Annotated in this window: 14 protein-coding genes; 6 read left to right on the forward strand and 8 right to left on the reverse strand. The window is 72.3% G+C overall.

Translation table 11 applies throughout. The features are described 5' to 3' along the window. The first annotated feature begins 208 nt into the window (after positions 1-208). A complete protein-coding gene (locus tag ACFYY1_RS03995; RefSeq protein WP_388580442.1) occupies positions 209-1,051 on the forward strand; it encodes an endo alpha-1,4 polygalactosaminidase in 843 nt (280 codons plus the stop codon). On the opposite strand, the gene cobS is transcribed toward ACFYY1_RS03995, so the two are convergent. After that, a complete protein-coding gene (gene cobS, locus ACFYY1_RS04000) occupies positions 1,048-1,827 on the reverse strand; it encodes an adenosylcobinamide-GDP ribazoletransferase (protein ID WP_388580445.1) in 780 nt (259 codons plus the stop codon). The genes ACFYY1_RS03995 and cobS overlap by 4 nt on opposite strands. Positions 1,828-1,915: 88 nt before the next feature. Here cobS and ACFYY1_RS04005 point away from each other — a divergent pair, with 88 nt between their 5' ends. Next, a complete protein-coding gene (locus ACFYY1_RS04005) occupies positions 1,916-2,677 on the forward strand; it encodes a hypothetical protein (protein ID WP_388580447.1) in 762 nt (253 codons plus the stop codon). Here the strand turns inward: ACFYY1_RS04005 and ACFYY1_RS04010 are convergent. From ACFYY1_RS04010 to ACFYY1_RS04025, 4 genes are all read right to left on the reverse strand, one after another. Beyond that, positions 2,584-3,339, reverse strand: a complete 756-nt coding sequence (locus ACFYY1_RS04010) for a hypothetical protein (RefSeq protein ID WP_388580448.1) — start codon at positions 3,337-3,339, stop codon at positions 2,584-2,586. The genes ACFYY1_RS04005 and ACFYY1_RS04010 overlap by 94 nt on opposite strands. After that, positions 3,336-5,138, reverse strand: coding sequence for a phosphatidylglycerol lysyltransferase domain-containing protein (locus ACFYY1_RS04015; RefSeq protein WP_388580450.1), 1,803 nt, complete (start codon positions 5,136-5,138; stop codon positions 3,336-3,338). Before ACFYY1_RS04015 ends, ACFYY1_RS04010 begins: the two co-directional genes overlap by 4 nt. A 103-nt stretch (positions 5,139-5,241) precedes the next feature. Continuing rightward, positions 5,242-6,354: a nicotinate-nucleotide--dimethylbenzimidazole phosphoribosyltransferase gene (cobT, locus tag ACFYY1_RS04020; protein WP_388580453.1), complete on the reverse strand. Its 1,113-nt coding sequence runs from the start codon at positions 6,352-6,354 to the stop codon at positions 5,242-5,244. A gap of 139 nt (positions 6,355-6,493) precedes the next feature. After that, complete coding sequence (locus ACFYY1_RS04025) at positions 6,494-7,696, reverse strand: bifunctional adenosylcobinamide kinase/adenosylcobinamide-phosphate guanylyltransferase (protein WP_388580455.1); 1,203 nt, start codon at positions 7,694-7,696, stop codon at positions 6,494-6,496. A gap of 129 nt (positions 7,697-7,825) precedes the next feature. Between ACFYY1_RS04025 and ACFYY1_RS04030 the strand changes: the two genes are divergently transcribed. Then, positions 7,826-8,035 (forward strand): hypothetical protein, encoded by a 210-nt coding sequence (locus tag ACFYY1_RS04030; protein WP_072483289.1) that lies wholly within the window; start codon positions 7,826-7,828, stop codon positions 8,033-8,035. Positions 8,036-8,117: 82 nt separating this feature from the next. Here the strand turns inward: ACFYY1_RS04030 and ACFYY1_RS04035 are convergent, their stop codons facing one another. The 3 genes from ACFYY1_RS04035 to ACFYY1_RS04045 all read right to left on the reverse strand — a co-directional run bounded on the left by ACFYY1_RS04035 (position 8,118) and on the right by ACFYY1_RS04045 (position 10,739). Continuing rightward, entirely contained in the window at positions 8,118-9,194 is a 1,077-nt protein-coding gene (locus tag ACFYY1_RS04035) for a S1C family serine protease (RefSeq protein ID WP_388580459.1), read from the reverse strand. Positions 9,195-9,291: 97 nt separating this feature from the next. Beyond that, positions 9,292-10,026, reverse strand: coding sequence for a bifunctional 2-polyprenyl-6-hydroxyphenol methylase/3-demethylubiquinol 3-O-methyltransferase UbiG (locus ACFYY1_RS04040; RefSeq protein WP_266737372.1), 735 nt, complete (start codon positions 10,024-10,026; stop codon positions 9,292-9,294). Positions 10,027-10,139: 113 nt separating this feature from the next. After that, a complete protein-coding gene (locus tag ACFYY1_RS04045) occupies positions 10,140-10,739 on the reverse strand; it encodes a DUF3043 domain-containing protein (protein ID WP_388581500.1) in 600 nt (199 codons plus the stop codon). A gap of 297 nt (positions 10,740-11,036) precedes the next feature. Here ACFYY1_RS04045 and ACFYY1_RS04050 point away from each other — a divergent pair, with 297 nt between their 5' ends. From ACFYY1_RS04050 to ACFYY1_RS04060, 3 genes are all read left to right on the forward strand, one after another. After that, entirely contained in the window at positions 11,037-11,819 is a 783-nt protein-coding gene (locus ACFYY1_RS04050; RefSeq protein ID WP_266736832.1) for a PspA/IM30 family protein, read from the forward strand. 9 nt (positions 11,820-11,828) lie between these two features. Further along, positions 11,829-12,107, forward strand: coding sequence for a hypothetical protein (locus tag ACFYY1_RS04055; RefSeq protein ID WP_124718101.1), 279 nt, complete (start codon positions 11,829-11,831; stop codon positions 12,105-12,107). Between the two features lie 183 nt (positions 12,108-12,290). Next, positions 12,291-13,514 carry a sensor histidine kinase gene (locus ACFYY1_RS04060; RefSeq protein WP_388580463.1) on the forward strand — a complete coding sequence of 408 codons (1,224 nt, stop codon included), beginning with the start codon at positions 12,291-12,293 and terminating at the stop codon, positions 13,512-13,514. Positions 13,515-13,516: the final 2 nt, after the last annotated feature.

A 13,516-nucleotide genomic window follows, 5' to 3' on the forward strand; every position in this document is an offset into this window, starting at 1 on the left:
GACCGTGCCCGGCGCATCGTAGACGCCGCCGCAATGTGCCGGGAATGAGCCTACGCGCGCCCTTGGTGCCGGAACACGGCGGCGGGCCGCGGATGGCTCGTTGTGGAGCCACGGCTCCGGTCCCGGACGTCCGGGCCGGGGTCCGTGCGGCCGGAAACGGCGGTGGACATAGGGTCGTTGGAGGTGCCGGATCCACGGGAGGAGAACCATGCGCGCCCGTGGGGTCGCACGCGTGACGGGAGGGAGCCGGGCGCTGCCCGTCGCCGTACTGGTTCTGCTGGCCCTGCTGGCCGGCTGCACCTCGGCGCCGGACCCCGCCGGGAAGGAGCTCTGGCGGCCGGAACCCGGTACCGGCTGGCAGTGGCAGCTCTCCGGACGGCTGGATCCGACGGTGGACGTCCCGGTGTACGACATCGACGGCTTCGACCACGAGGCGTCGGCGGTGGCCGATCTGCACCGCCGGGGCCGCAAGGTGATCTGCTATCTCTCCACCGGCGCCTGGGAGGACTTCCGTCCGGACGCCGGGAAGTTCCCCGCCTCGGTGCGCGGCGAGGGCAACGGCTGGGAGGGGGAGTACTGGCTCGACATCCGCCGCACGGACATCCTGGAGCCGCTGATGGAGCGGCGGATGAAGATGTGCGCCGAGAAGGGGTTCGACGCGGTGGAGCCCGACAACATGGACGGCTACCGCAACCGCACCGGCTTCCCGCTGACCGCCGCCGACCAGGTGCGCTACAACCGGCTGATCGCCCGGATCGCCCACCGCCACGGGCTCGCCGTCGGCCTGAAGAACGACCTCGGGCAGATCCCGGAGCTGGAGCCGGACTTCGACTTCGCGGTCAACGAGCAGTGCGCGCAGTACGAGGAGTGCGAGAAGCTCACCCCGTTCGTGAAGGCGGGCAAGGCCGTCCTCCATGTCGAGTACGAGCTGCCCCTCGCCCGGTTCTGCGCCGATTCGCGGCGGCTGGGGCTCAGCTCGCTGCTGAAGAAGTACGAGCTCGGCGCGTGGCGCCAGGAGTGCCCGAAGGGCAGCGCGCCGGACCGGTCCTAACCGAAGGTCAGGACCACCAGGGCCGCCGTCGCCGCCGTCTCCGCCAGCGCGCCGAACACATCGCCGGTCACCCCGCCGAAGCGCCGCACGCAGTGCCGCAGCAGGAGCCGGGCGACACCGAGCGCGGCCACCGCGGCCAGCGCGTGGTGCACCGCCCCGTACCCGCCGAGCAGCGCACCGGCACCCGCGCAGCCCGCGACCACCACCGCCCCGACCGCCACCGCGCCCCGCCCCGGGACCGTGCCCGCCACCGCCGCGCCCAGCCCTTCCGGACGGGCCGGCGGCACGCCCCGGCGGGAGGCCAGGGTGAGCGCGAGCCGGGCGGTGACCGCGGCGACGGCCGCCGCCACCGCGCCGTGTGCCCAGCTCCGCCCGTACAGCTCGTACAGCGCCGCGACCTGGGCCAGCAGCACGAACAGCAGGGTGATCACACCGAACGGACCGATGTCCGACTGCTTCATGATCCGCAGGGCGTCGTCGGCGGGTTTGCCGCTGCCCAGGCCGTCGGCGGTGTCCGCGAGACCGTCCAGATGCAGACCCCGGGTCAGCGCGGCGGGCACGGCGGCCGAGGCGACCGCGGCGAGCAGCGGGCCCGAGCCGAGCAGCAGCGACAGACCGCCGGCCGCTGCCGCGAGCACCCCCACGACGAGGCCGGCCAGCGGCGCGCACAGCATCCCGGCGCGGGCGGCCTCCCGGTCCCAGCGGGTGACGCGGACGGGGAGCACGGTCAGGGTGCCGAAGGCGAAGCGGATGCCGTGGCTGTTCAGGGAGGTCACGGCGCGCAGGCTAATCGGTGTGCCCGGCCGATAGATTGCCCGTAACGCAACAAACCATGACGGAAGCGGCTTATCGGGAGTGGGTGGCATGGGTCACTGGTTCGAGCAGAACATCGTCGAGCCGGGGAAGCTCCCGCTGCTCCTCGCCCTGGCCTCCTTCGTGCTCACCTTCGCGATCACCCGGTTCATCACCCGGATGATCCGGGCGGGGAAGGGCCCGTTCCGCAACATCACTCCCGGCGGGATGCACATCCACCATGTGGTCCCCGGGGTGGTGCTGAGCGTCGTCGGCGGCTTCGGCGCGGTCGCCAGCGGGCGGCAGGGCGTCACCGCGGGGGTCTGCGCCGTGGTCTTCGGCGCGGGCGCGGGGCTGGTACTGGACGAGTTCGCGCTGATCCTCCACCTCGACGACGTGTACTGGACCGAGGAGGGCCGCCAGAGCGTGGAGGTGGTGGTCCTCACCGCGGCGCTGGTGCTGCTGGTGCTGGGCGGGTTCTCACCGCTCGGCGTGAACGAGCTGAGCAGCGACGAGCAGCAGGACCGGCTCGGCGTGGTCCTGACCCTGATCGTCAACTTCTGCTTCGTGCTGATCGCCCTCTTCAAGGGCAAGGCACGGCTCGCCGTCATCGGCACGCTCGTCCCGTTCGTCGCGCTGATCGGCGCGATCCGGCTGGCCCGGCCGACCTCGATGTGGGCCAGGCGCTTCTACCGCAACCGCCACCGGGCCCGCGCCCGGTCGGTGCTGCGCGCCTACCATCACGACGTGCGCTGGGTGGGGCCGCGGCGCAGGTTCGAGGATCTGATCGGCGGCGCACCGGACCGGACGCCGCTCCCCGGACGCAAGCCCTGATCCCGGGGCCGGTTCCGGTGGGGCGCGCGGACACACATCAGAAGGACGGCGGCGATCGCCACCAGGTGCTCCTTGCCCGCCAGATTGTTCTTCAGCACCACCTCGGCCACCATCGCCGCGATCACCAGAGCCCCGGTGAAGGGGGCCCGGTGGACATGACAGAGATAGACGGCGAGGCCCACGACCGCCGCCGACGGGCCGGTGTCGACGACCTGGGCGTCCGAGGCCGGCAGTCCGATCAGCCCGTCCGGGCCGAGGGCGACGCCGATCCGCGCGTACAGCGTCCCGGTCAGCGTCGCCACGTACGCGATCAGCAGCGTCCGCCCCCGGCCCAGGCAGATCTCGGCGGCGCCGAACACCAGCAGGATCTGCACCAGCGCCCCCCAGACCGGCAGATCCAGCGCCGGTACGAACAGCGACAACGGCGTACGCAGCAGGGACGCCCACAACGGGTCCTCGGCCCGCACCGCCCCGAGGAAGTGCACCGCCCCGAACCCCCACGACTGGTTCTGCAGCGCATGGAGCAGCGCCGTCAGACAGACCGCGGCGACCGTCATCGGTACCGCCCGCAGCCGGCCGTCCGCGAGTGCCGCGCGTACGGTCCCCAGCAGCGGACCCCACTCGCGGCGAGCTGCCCGGCGCAGCGCGCGCACGGGTTTCATCCGTTGTTCCCCAGCTGCGAGCGGTGCAGCCACTTGGGCAGGCCGGGCGCCTCCAGGAAGCCTTCGGCACGGCCCGCCGCGACGCCGATGCGCAGCAGGTCCGAACTCTTCTCGAACAGCATGAAGCGTGGCTCCCAGATCGGCCGGTACTTGGCGTTGGCGCGGTACAGCGACTCGATCTGCCACCAGCGCGAGAAGAAGCTGAGCATCGAGCGCCAGAGCCTGAGCACCGGTCCGGCGCCGAGCCGCGAACCGCGCTCGAAGACGGACCTGAACATCGCGAAGTTCAGTGAGACCTGCGTGATCCCGATCTCCTGGGCGCGCTGGAGGAGTTCGATGACCATGAACTCCATCAGCCCGTTCTCGGCGTCCCGGTCACGGCGCATCAGGTCCAGCGAGAGGCCGTTCGGTCCCCAGGGCACGAAGCTCAGTACGGCACGCAACTCGCCCGGCGCGCCCTCCTCGGAGCCGGCGTCGCGGCATTCGAGCATCACGCACCGGCCGTCGGCCGGATCGCCGAGCCGGCCCAGCGCCATCGAGAAGCCGCGTTCGGTGGCCCCGTCGCGCCAGTCGTCGGCGCGCCGCACCAGTTCGGCCATCTCCGCCTCGGGGATGTCCGCGTGGCGGCGGACGGTCACCTCGTACCCGGCACGCCCGACCCGGTTGTACGCCTGGCGGACGGTCCGCATCGCCCGCCCTTCGAGGGTGAACTCGGCGGTTTCCACGATCGCTTCGTCGCCCAGCTCCAGGGCGTCCAGGCCGTGCCGCGAGTAGATGGTGCCGCCCTCCTCGCTCGCTCCCATCACCGCCGGGATCCAGCCGTGCTCGCGGGCCTCGGCCAGCCACGGCCCGATCGCCCCCGGCCAGGCCTCCGGGTCGCCGATGGGGTCACCGGAGGCGAGCGAGACCCCGCCCACCACCCGGTAGGCGACGGCGGCCTTCCCGGTCGGGGACCAGATGACGCTCTTCTCCCGGCGCAGCGAGAAGTAGCCGAGCGAGTCGCGGTCGCCGTGCTTCTCCAGCAGCGCCCGGAGCCGGGCCTCGTCCTCGGGGGTGAGCGGGTCGACGGCCCGGCGGGACCGGAACGCCGCGTACACGACGGCGATCAGCAGCAGCGTGGAGAGCACGTTGATGGTGACGTCGACCCAGCCGGGGGTGGTGATCCCGGGGAAGGCGGCGTCGTTGTCGGCGACCGATACCAGCCTCAGCGCCCCGTAGCGCCAGCGGTCCAGGAAGGTCGCGCGGTGGTCGTCGGTCGCGGTGTTGGTGAGGGTGACCAGGCCCGCGGCGATCAGCGAGGTGACCAGCAGCCCGCCGACCGCGACGACGGCCGCCAGCTTCGGGTTGGACCGGTCGCCCTTCGCGTAGAACTCGCGCCGGCCCAGTACCAGCGCCAGGACGAAGGCGGCGGTCAGCGCCAGCGAGATCCAGTTCTGCGGATACCGCCGGACCTCCGGGAAGGCGATCACCAGGGCGAAGAGGAGCAGCAGCAGCCCGCTCACCACCATGTTCACGATCCAGGCGGCGCGCTTGCGGCGGCGCATGGTGATGGCCAGGAAGAGGGCGACGACCCCGGAGGAGAAGCCCGCGGTGAGCAGGTAGGGGGTGAAGTAGTTCGCCGTGTTGTGGCGGCGCAGATCGTTGCCGAGAGTGACCCAGACGGCGCTCAGGAAGTTGATGAACGACACGACGCGCAGGTACCAGATGGCGAACGCCGCGCTGCGCCGTGACCGGACGGTGCTCGGTGCCCGGACGGTGCCCCGCCCGGAATCGTCGGTGGCCAATCGGACCTCTCCCATGAAAAGCGATCATATGGTGCATCGCACTGCATGAGGGGCTGCGCTGCGGCCGGTGTTCGGCGGCCGCAGCGCAGCTGGTCCGTGAGTCCGGGACCGGTCGGTCTCAGGTCGCGTCGCCGTACGCGGCGGCGCCTGCCCCGGCTCCCTCGTCGGCGCCGTCCTTCTCCTCATCGGCGACGACGTCGCGTTCGGGCAGCTCGGCCGCGAGTGCGGCCGCCGCCCGGACCAGCGGGAGTGCGAGCAATGCCCCGCTTCCTTCCCCCACGATGACGCCGTGGTCCAGCAAGGGGTTGAGCGCCATCCGGTCCAGCGCCTTGGCCTGGGCCGGCTCACCGCTCGCCTGACCCGCCAGCCACCAGTCCGGCGCCCGGAAGGCGGCCCGCTGGCCCACCAACGCGCAGGCCGCGGAGACCACGCCGTCCAGGATCACCGGCAGCCTGCGCACCGCGCACTGCAGCAGGAACCCGGTCATCGCCGCCAGATCCGCGCCGCCCACCGTGGCCAGCAGCTCCATCTGGTCACCGAGGACCGGCCGGGCCCGCCGCAGCGAGTCACGGATCGCCGCGCACTTGCGCATCCACGCCAGATCGTCGATGCCCGTGCCGCCGCGCCCGGTCACCACCGAGGCGTCCGTACCGCACAGCGCCGCGATCAGCGTGGCCGCGGCCGTCGTCCCGCCCACGCTCAGGTCGCCGAGCACCACCAGATCGGTGCCGGAGTCGGCCTCCTCGTCGGCGATCGCCATGCCGAGCCGTACCGCCTGCTCGGCCTCCTCGGCCGTCAGCGCGTCCTCGATGTCGATCCGGCCGCTGCCGCGCCGCACCCGATGACGTACCACCGACTCCGGCAGCAGTTCCGGATCGCAGTCCAGACCTGCGTCGACGATCCGTACCGGTACGGAGAACTGCCGGGCCAGCACCGCGAGCGGCGTCGCGCCGTCCAGGGTGGCCCGCACCAGCTCGTGCGCGGTCCTGGCCGCGCGCCCGGACACATCCAGTTCGGCCACCCCGTGATCACCGGCGAAGAGCACCACGCGCGGCTGCTCGATCGCCTTGACCGGTACGGACTGCTGCGCGGCCGAGAGCCATTCGCCCAGCTCGTCCAGGCGGCCGAGGGCGCCGACGGGAACGGCCATGCGTTCCCGGCGTTCCTCGGCATCGCGCCGTACGCCGCCGTCGGGGCGTTCGATCAGGTCGGAGAAGTCGTCCAGATTCACGGGGATCTGCCTCGCGGGTCGATGCGTCGAGTGGGCCGGTGAGCCCGGCGGCGGGCTCACTGCGGAACAGTACCCGCCGCATTTCCGGCGCCCGGTCGGCGCGATGCACTTCCCCTGACCACGGGCGCGGGCGCCCCGGTCAGCCCCGCAGGACCAGCGCCTGACCGGCCACCACCAGCAGCACCTGCTCGCACTCGTCGGCGAACGCGGCGTTCAGCCGGCCCAGCTCGTCCCGGAAGCGCCGCCCGGCGGCCGTCGCGGGCACCACGCCCGAGCCGGTCTCGTTGGTGACGGCGACGACCGTACGACGTGTTCCCCGCACCGCCGCGACCAGTTCCGCGGTCCGCTCCCGCAGAGCGCCCTCGCCGCCCTCCGCCCACGCCGCGTCGTCCCAGGCGTCCACCCGGTCCATCGCGTCGGTCAGCCACAGCGACAGGCAGTCGATCAGCAGCGGCGGCCCGTCCGACTCCAGCAGCCCCACCAGCTCACAGGTCTCCTCGGTGCGCCAGGCGGCCGGCCGGCGTTCCCGGTGCAGACCGATCCGGGCCGCCCACTCGGCGTCGCCCTCGCGGCCGCCGCCGGTCGCCACGTACACCACCTCGGGGAACGTCTCCAGGCGCCGCTCGGCCTCCACCGACTTCCCCGACCGGGCCCCGCCCGTCACCAGCGTGCGCCGGGGCACCGCCGGGGCCGTGCGGTACTCGCCCACCAGCAGCGTCGTCCCGTCCGGCACGGCCCGCGCGCCGGCCGCCGCGAGCCGCCGGTCCAGTTCGGCGCCGGGCGGCGCGTCATGGTCCAGATGGACGGCCACGATCTCGGTGGCCGGGCCGACCGCCGCCACGGCCCGCAGCCGCGCCACCGCGTCCGGCCGCCCCACCACATCGCCGACCACCATGTCGTACGGCTCCGAGGCCCGGTCCGTGAGACCGGCGGGCGCGGCCCCCGGCGGCATGTACAGCAGCCGGCCCCCCGCAGGTCCGGTGACCTCGTACCCGGTACCCGGCGCGTCCATCGGCACCGCCCGCACCCGGTGCCCGCTGATCAGCGTCAGCTCCCGCCCGTCCGGCACCCGCCCCGCCGGGGGCAGCCCCGCGGGCAGTTCCACGGCGGGCCCGTCGTGCGGATGGGTGAGCAGCACCTGCCGCACTCCGGTGAGAGAGTGCCCCGCACGGGCCGCGGCGAACACGGCTCCCGGAGTGAGGTCGAGCAGCAGCGCGTCGTCGACCAGCAGCGCGGTCGCGGCCCGCGAGCGCGCCCCGTGGGCGACGGCGCAGGCGGCGCAGGGACATTCGGGCTGCGGCAGCCCATCGGGGGCTCCGGTGCCGAGCAGAGTCAGTTCCACGCCTTCGATCCTCCCGTGTCCGTGCGCCCGATGCGCGACCTGGGTGCGTCCGGACGGGTACGGAGCCCGCCCCCGCACGGGACGCAGGCACTAGGCTGCGGGGGCAGCGAAGCGACCCAGGAGGCGGACATGGCGTGGACGTGGCGGTTCGAGAAGTCCGACGGTACGGAGACGGAGCCGGCCCTGCAGCCGGAGGAATTCACCACCCAGGGCGACGCGGAGTCCTGGATCGGTGAGTACTGGAAGGAACTCCTGGACGGCGGGGCGGACCAGGTGACGCTCTTCGACGACTCGACGAAGATCTACGGCCCCATGAGCCTCCAGGCGGACCAGGGCTGATCCGCCCGCGCGCGAGGAGAGGCGGTCTCGGGCCCTCCTCGCGCGCGAACTTCCGGATGCGCGAACTCCGGATGCGGGAACCCTAGATCTCGCCCAGGGTGACCTTTGCCGTCTTCTCCGCCCCGTCGCGCAGATAGGTCACCGTGACCTTCTGGTCGGGCTTGTCCGCGGCCAGCGCCTCCGACAAGGAGGTGATCGTCGTGACCGGCTGGTCGTCGATCCCGGTGATGATGTCGCCGGGCCGCAGCCCGGCCTTGTCCGCGGCGCCGTCCTTCGACACGCTCACCAGCGCCACCCCGGCGGGCTGGTAGTTGTCGTCGACGACCGTACGGCCGGTGATGTTCAGGGCCGCCCGGCCCGAGTCGGTGACCTTGCCGCTCTCGATGATCTGATCGGCGACCGTCTTCACCATCGACACCGGGATCGCGAACCCGATCCCCGGCGCCGCGCTGCCGCCCAGCTCCGGATCGGTCGCCGCCAGGGTCGGGATGCCGATCACCTCACTGTTCAGGTTGACCAGCGCACCCCCGCTGTTGCCCGGGTTGATCGCGGCCGAGGTCTGCACCATGTTCGCGATCGTCGCGCCGGTGCCGCCGCCTGCGCGGCTCTCGCTGACGGTCCGGCCGAGCGCCGAGACGATGCCCTGGGTGACGCTGGAGGACAGACCGAGCGGCGAGCCCATCGCCAGCACGATCTGCCCCACCTCGACCTTCTCCGAGTTGCCGAACTTCGCGGGCTTCAGCCCGTCCGGCACGCTGTCGAGCTTGATGACGGCCAGATCCTGCTCCGGGTAGGAGGCCACCAGCACGGCCCGCTGCTCCTTCTCGCCGGTCGCGACGGTGACCTTGAACGTCTTGTCGTTGCCGACCACGTGGGCATTGGTGACGATATGGCCCTTGGTGTCGTAGACGACGCCGGAGCCCAGGCTCTCGGAGGCCTCGATCTGCACCACCGACGGCAGTACGTTCTGGATCACGGCCTGGTAGTCGCTCTGCAGATCGCTCGCGGTCCGGGTCGCCGAGGCCGGATTGCTGGGTTCGGTCCTCGGTGACTCGGAGGACGCGTCCGAGCAGCCGCTCACCAGGGCGATCGCACAGACCCCTGCGGCCAGGGGCAGCAGCAGTCGGCGGACGCGGGTGCGGGAGTGGAATATATCCATGCCCCGATTGTTGCTTTTGACCCTTTTGGTGGCCTCTTGGGTTCGGCCGGTCGGGGCACGTCGCCGGGCAGCCCCGGCGACCCGCCCCCGTGTCCGCTCAGCCCCGGACGCCGCACAGGTGCAGCAGCGCGGCCACCCGGCGGTACGGATCCGTCCGCCCGGCCCGGTCCTCCGCGGCGAGCACCTGCTCCAGCTCGGCCGCGGCCGGCAGCTCCACGTCGTTGCTCACGTTGTCCGTGAAGACGCGCACCCCGTACCAGGCGTGCAGGGGCGCCGCGATCCCGGCGAGGGTGGACGTCAGGGCGTCCAGCCGGTCGGCCCGTACCGTGAGGCCCAGCCGGTTGGTGTACGTGTCCGTGTCGAAGGCGGCCAGCGCCGCGTCCCAGTCCCCGGCGGTCCCGGGGCGCATCGCCAGGGCGTCCGCGTTCCGTACGAGCAGCGACAGCAGCCCGCCCGGGGCGAGCATCCGGGCCAGGCCCGCCAGCATCGCGTCCGGATCCCGGACGTACATCAGCACGCCGTGGCAGAGCACCACGTCGAAACTGCCGGGCAGGAAGTGCACCCCGGTGTCCAGGCCGTTGCCCTCGATCAGCCGGACCCGCTCGCGGATGCCCGCTGGTTCGCTGCCGAGCGCCTCCCTGGCCACCCGCAGCATCTCCGCGTCCGACTCCAGGCCGGTCACCGTATGACCGGCCCGTGCCAGGCGCAGCGCCTGGGTGCCCTGGCCCATGCCGACGTCCAGCACGCGCAGCCGCTGCCCGACCGGGAAGCGTGCCGCTATCTGTTCGTCGAGCTGCCGGGCCACGAGCTCCTGGCGGACGGTGTTGCGCAACCCGCCGAGCCCCTTCAGCCACACCGAGGAGGCTCCGGAGAAGCCGGTGACGGGAACGACATCGTCCGGCCGGTCGGCGGACGGACCGCCGACCGAGCCGGAGACGTGCGTGTTCAGGGCCGCTCGCCTCGCTTGACCTGGGGCTTGGGCAGCCGGAGGCGACGCATCTGAAGCGTGCGCATCAGGCCGTAGGCGACCGCGCCACGCTTGGGCGTATCGGGGAAGCGCTGGTTCAGCTGCTTCCTCAGGCGGAACGAGAGCCCGATCGAGTCGATCACGATCAGCACGATCACGATGAGCCAGAGCAGCAGCGAGATGTTCTGGATGTTCTGCACCTGGATCACACTGAGGATCAGGATGATCACGGCGAGCGGCAGGAAGAACTCCGCGATGCAGAAACGCGAGTCCACGTAGTCGCGGACGAAGCGCCGCACCGGGCCCTTGTCGCGAGCCGGCAGATAGCGCTCGTCGCCACTGGCGAGCGCCTCGCGCTGCTTGGCCATGTCCACGCGGCGCGCTTCGCGCTGCCGCTTCATGGCCTCCTTGCGGTCGAGAGGCGCGCCACTGGAGGCGCGACGGCGCTGCGACTGGGCATCGCTGCGCTTGGGGGTGGGGCGACCTTTGGGGGCCTGCGGGTCGCGGGGCTGCGTGGAGAGGTCCGCCGTCACCTTGCCGGTGGGCGCCTTCTCTTCCTTCGAACGGCTACGGAACACAAGGCCCAAGGGTACGGGTTCGAGCGCCACGACCCCAGGCCGGTCGGGAACGATCCGGCAACGGCCTGCGTCCTCGCAGGTGTACCGGGGTATCCGGCACGGATGACCGGACCGGGTCCCCCTGACCTCCGCCTACTCCTTGGGCCGGAGTGGTGACCCGGTGCAGTCGTCCTTGGGTAGGAGCCCATCCTTGCTCGAACAGTGCGGTAATAGAGGCAGGGCCCGTACTGTGGGTTCTGTTGGAGTGCTGGAGCTCAGTCCGTCAGAAGGGGGCGCGCGAAGCCCATGAGCGGTGTCATGAAGCGTATGGGGATGATCTTCCGCGCGAAGGCAAACAAGGCCCTTGACCGGGCCGAGGATCCGCGCGAGACCCTCGATTACTCGTACCAGAAGCAGCTCGAACTGCTTCAGAAGGTACGTCGCGGTGTCGCCGACGTGGCGACCTCGCGCAAGCGGCTGGAGCTGCAGCTGAACCAGCTGCAGGGACAGTCGTCCAAGCTGGAGGACCAGGGCCGCAAGGCGCTCGCGCTCGGCCGCGAGGACCTGGCCCGCGAGGCGCTGTCCCGGCGCGCCGCACTCCAGCAGCAGGTCACCGACCTGGAGACGCAGCACACCACGCTGCAGGGCGAGGAGGAGAAGCTCACCCTCGCGGCGCAGCGGCTGCAGGCCAAGGTCGATGCCTTCCGCACCAAGAAGGAGACCATCAAGGCCACCTACACCGCCGCCCAGGCGCAGACCAGGATCGGCGAGGCCTTCTCCGGGATCTCCGAGGAGATGGGCGACGTCGGTCTCGCGATCCAGCGGGCCGAGGACAAGACCCAGCAGATGCAGGCCCGCGCCGGCGCGATCGACGAGCTGCTCGCCTCCGGTGCCCTGGACGACCCGACCGGCACGGCGAAGGACGACATCGCCGCCGAGCTGGACCGGATCTCCGGTGGTACGGATGTGGAGCTGGAGCTCCAGCGCATGAAGGCCGAGCTGGCCGGCGGCTCCACCCAGCAGCAGGCGATCGAGGGCGGCCCGCAGGACGCCGCCCAGCAGCAGTCGTCCCAGTCCCCGCACAGGTTCGACAAGAGTTGAGGCGGCGTCATGATCGTACGGATCATGGGGGAGGGCCAGGTCGCACTGGCCGACAGTCATCTCGCCGAGCTCGACGGGCTCGACGACGAACTGCTCGCCGAGATGGAGAGCGGTGACGGACCGGGTTTCCGGGCCACCCTCCACGCTCTCCTGGCCAGGGTGCGCGAGCTCGGTACGGCACTGCCGGACGACTCCCTGGAACCGTCCGAGCTGATCCTTCCGTCGTCCGACGCGACCCTCGAAGAGGTGCGCGCCATGCTCCGCGATGACGGCCTGATCCCCGGCTGACGCCGTCCGCCCCTCTCCAGCACCCGCATGAACCCGTGCCCCGGGTCCGGTCCGCCGGATCCGGGGCACGGCCGTGTCCGGGCCTTCGCATCCGGGGCATGGCCGTGTCCGGGTCCTCGACGCCCGGGTCTTTCGCGCGGGGCCGGTCCGGCTCCCGCGCGACACGCCGTAACGTAGCTTGACGTGACCACCCTCGGAACCGGGGTCCTGCGCGTCCGGCACTGGCTGCGCGACCATCCCCTCGCGCTGGACGCAGCCCTGGCCCTGGCCGTGCTGGTGGCGATGATCATCGGGTCGTTCGTCCACCCGCGCCCGGGGGAGGTGCCCTCCTTCGGGACCCGCCCGCCCGAGATGAGCGGCGTGCTGCTGATGGTGGCCGGTGCCGTGGCGCTCATCTGGCGGCGGCGCAACCCCATGGCGGTGCTCGCGGTCACCGCCGGGCTGACCGTCGTCGAGCTGGTGAAGTCCGATCCGCCCGCGCCCGTGGTCATGGCCACCGTCATCGCGCTGTACACCGTCGCCGCCCGCACCGACCGGCCCACCACCTGGCGGGTCGGTCTGCTGACGGTGGCCGTGCTGACGGCCGCGGCGATGTGCTTCGGCGCGGCGCCCTGGTACAGCCAGGAGAACTTCGGCATCCTCGCCTGGACCGGCATGGCCTGCGCGGCGGGCGACGCCGTCCGCTCCCGGCGCGCCTTCATCGGCGCGATCAGGGAGCGGGCCGAACGGGCCGAACGCACCCGCGACGAGGAGGCCAGGCGACGGGTCGCCGAGGAGCGGCTGCGCATCGCCCGCGACCTCCACGACGTCGTCGCCCACCACATCGCCCTGGTCAACGTCCAGGCCGGGGTGGCCGCCCACGTCATGGACAAGCGCCCCGACCAGGCCAAGGAGGCGCTCGCCCACGTCCGGGAGGCCAGCCGCTCCGCGCTCGACGAACTGCGGGCCACCGTCGGGCTGCTGCGCCAGTCCGGCGACCCGGAGGCGCCGACCGAACCCGCCCCGGGGCTCGCCGTCCTCGACGAGCTGGTCGAGACCGTCCGCCGGGCCGGGCTCCCCGTCGAGGTGGCCTGCACCGACCGGCGGCCCCCGCTGCCCGCGGCCGTCGACCTGGCCGCGTACCGGGTCATCCAGGAGGCGCTGACCAATGTCCGCAAGCACGCGGGCCCCGGGGCCAGGGCCGAGGTGAGCGTCGTACGGGTCGGGAACACGGCCGAGGTCACTGTGCTCGACAACGGCTCCGGCGGGGGCGGCGGCCACGGCGACGGCGGCGGGCACGGCCTGCTCGGCATGCGTGAACGCGTCACCGCGCTCGGCGGCACCCTCACCGCCGGGCCCCGCTACGGCGGCGGATTCCGGGTCCATGCGATCCTGCCCGTCGAGGCCCGCACGGCGGAGTCCGGGTGACC

It is taken from the genome of Streptomyces sp. NPDC001890 (assembly GCF_042891445.1).
Taxonomy (GTDB): Bacteria; Actinomycetota; Actinomycetes; order Streptomycetales; family Streptomycetaceae; genus Streptomyces.

What these genes read in the sequence shown, in the direction of transcription:
- ACFYY1_RS03995 (WP_388580442.1), top strand. Translation starts at nt 209, where the DNA reads ATGCGCGCCCGTGGGGTCGCACGCGTGACGGGAGGGAGCCGGGCGCTG.
- ACFYY1_RS04005 (WP_388580447.1), top strand. Translation starts at nt 1,916, where the DNA reads ATGGGTCACTGGTTCGAGCAGAACATCGTCGAGCCGGGGAAGCTCCCG.
- ACFYY1_RS04010 (WP_388580448.1), bottom strand. Translation starts at nt 3,339, where the DNA reads ATGAAACCCGTGCGCGCGCTGCGCCGGGCAGCTCGCCGCGAGTGGGGT.
- ACFYY1_RS04015 (WP_388580450.1), bottom strand. Translation starts at nt 5,138, where the DNA reads ATGGGAGAGGTCCGATTGGCCACCGACGATTCCGGGCGGGGCACCGTC.
- ACFYY1_RS04030 (WP_072483289.1), top strand. Translation starts at nt 7,826, where the DNA reads ATGGCGTGGACGTGGCGGTTCGAGAAGTCCGACGGTACGGAGACGGAG.
- ACFYY1_RS04035 (WP_388580459.1), bottom strand. Translation starts at nt 9,194, where the DNA reads ATGGATATATTCCACTCCCGCACCCGCGTCCGCCGACTGCTGCTGCCC.
- ACFYY1_RS04050 (WP_266736832.1), top strand. Translation starts at nt 11,037, where the DNA reads ATGAAGCGTATGGGGATGATCTTCCGCGCGAAGGCAAACAAGGCCCTT.
- ACFYY1_RS04055 (WP_124718101.1), top strand. Translation starts at nt 11,829, where the DNA reads ATGATCGTACGGATCATGGGGGAGGGCCAGGTCGCACTGGCCGACAGT.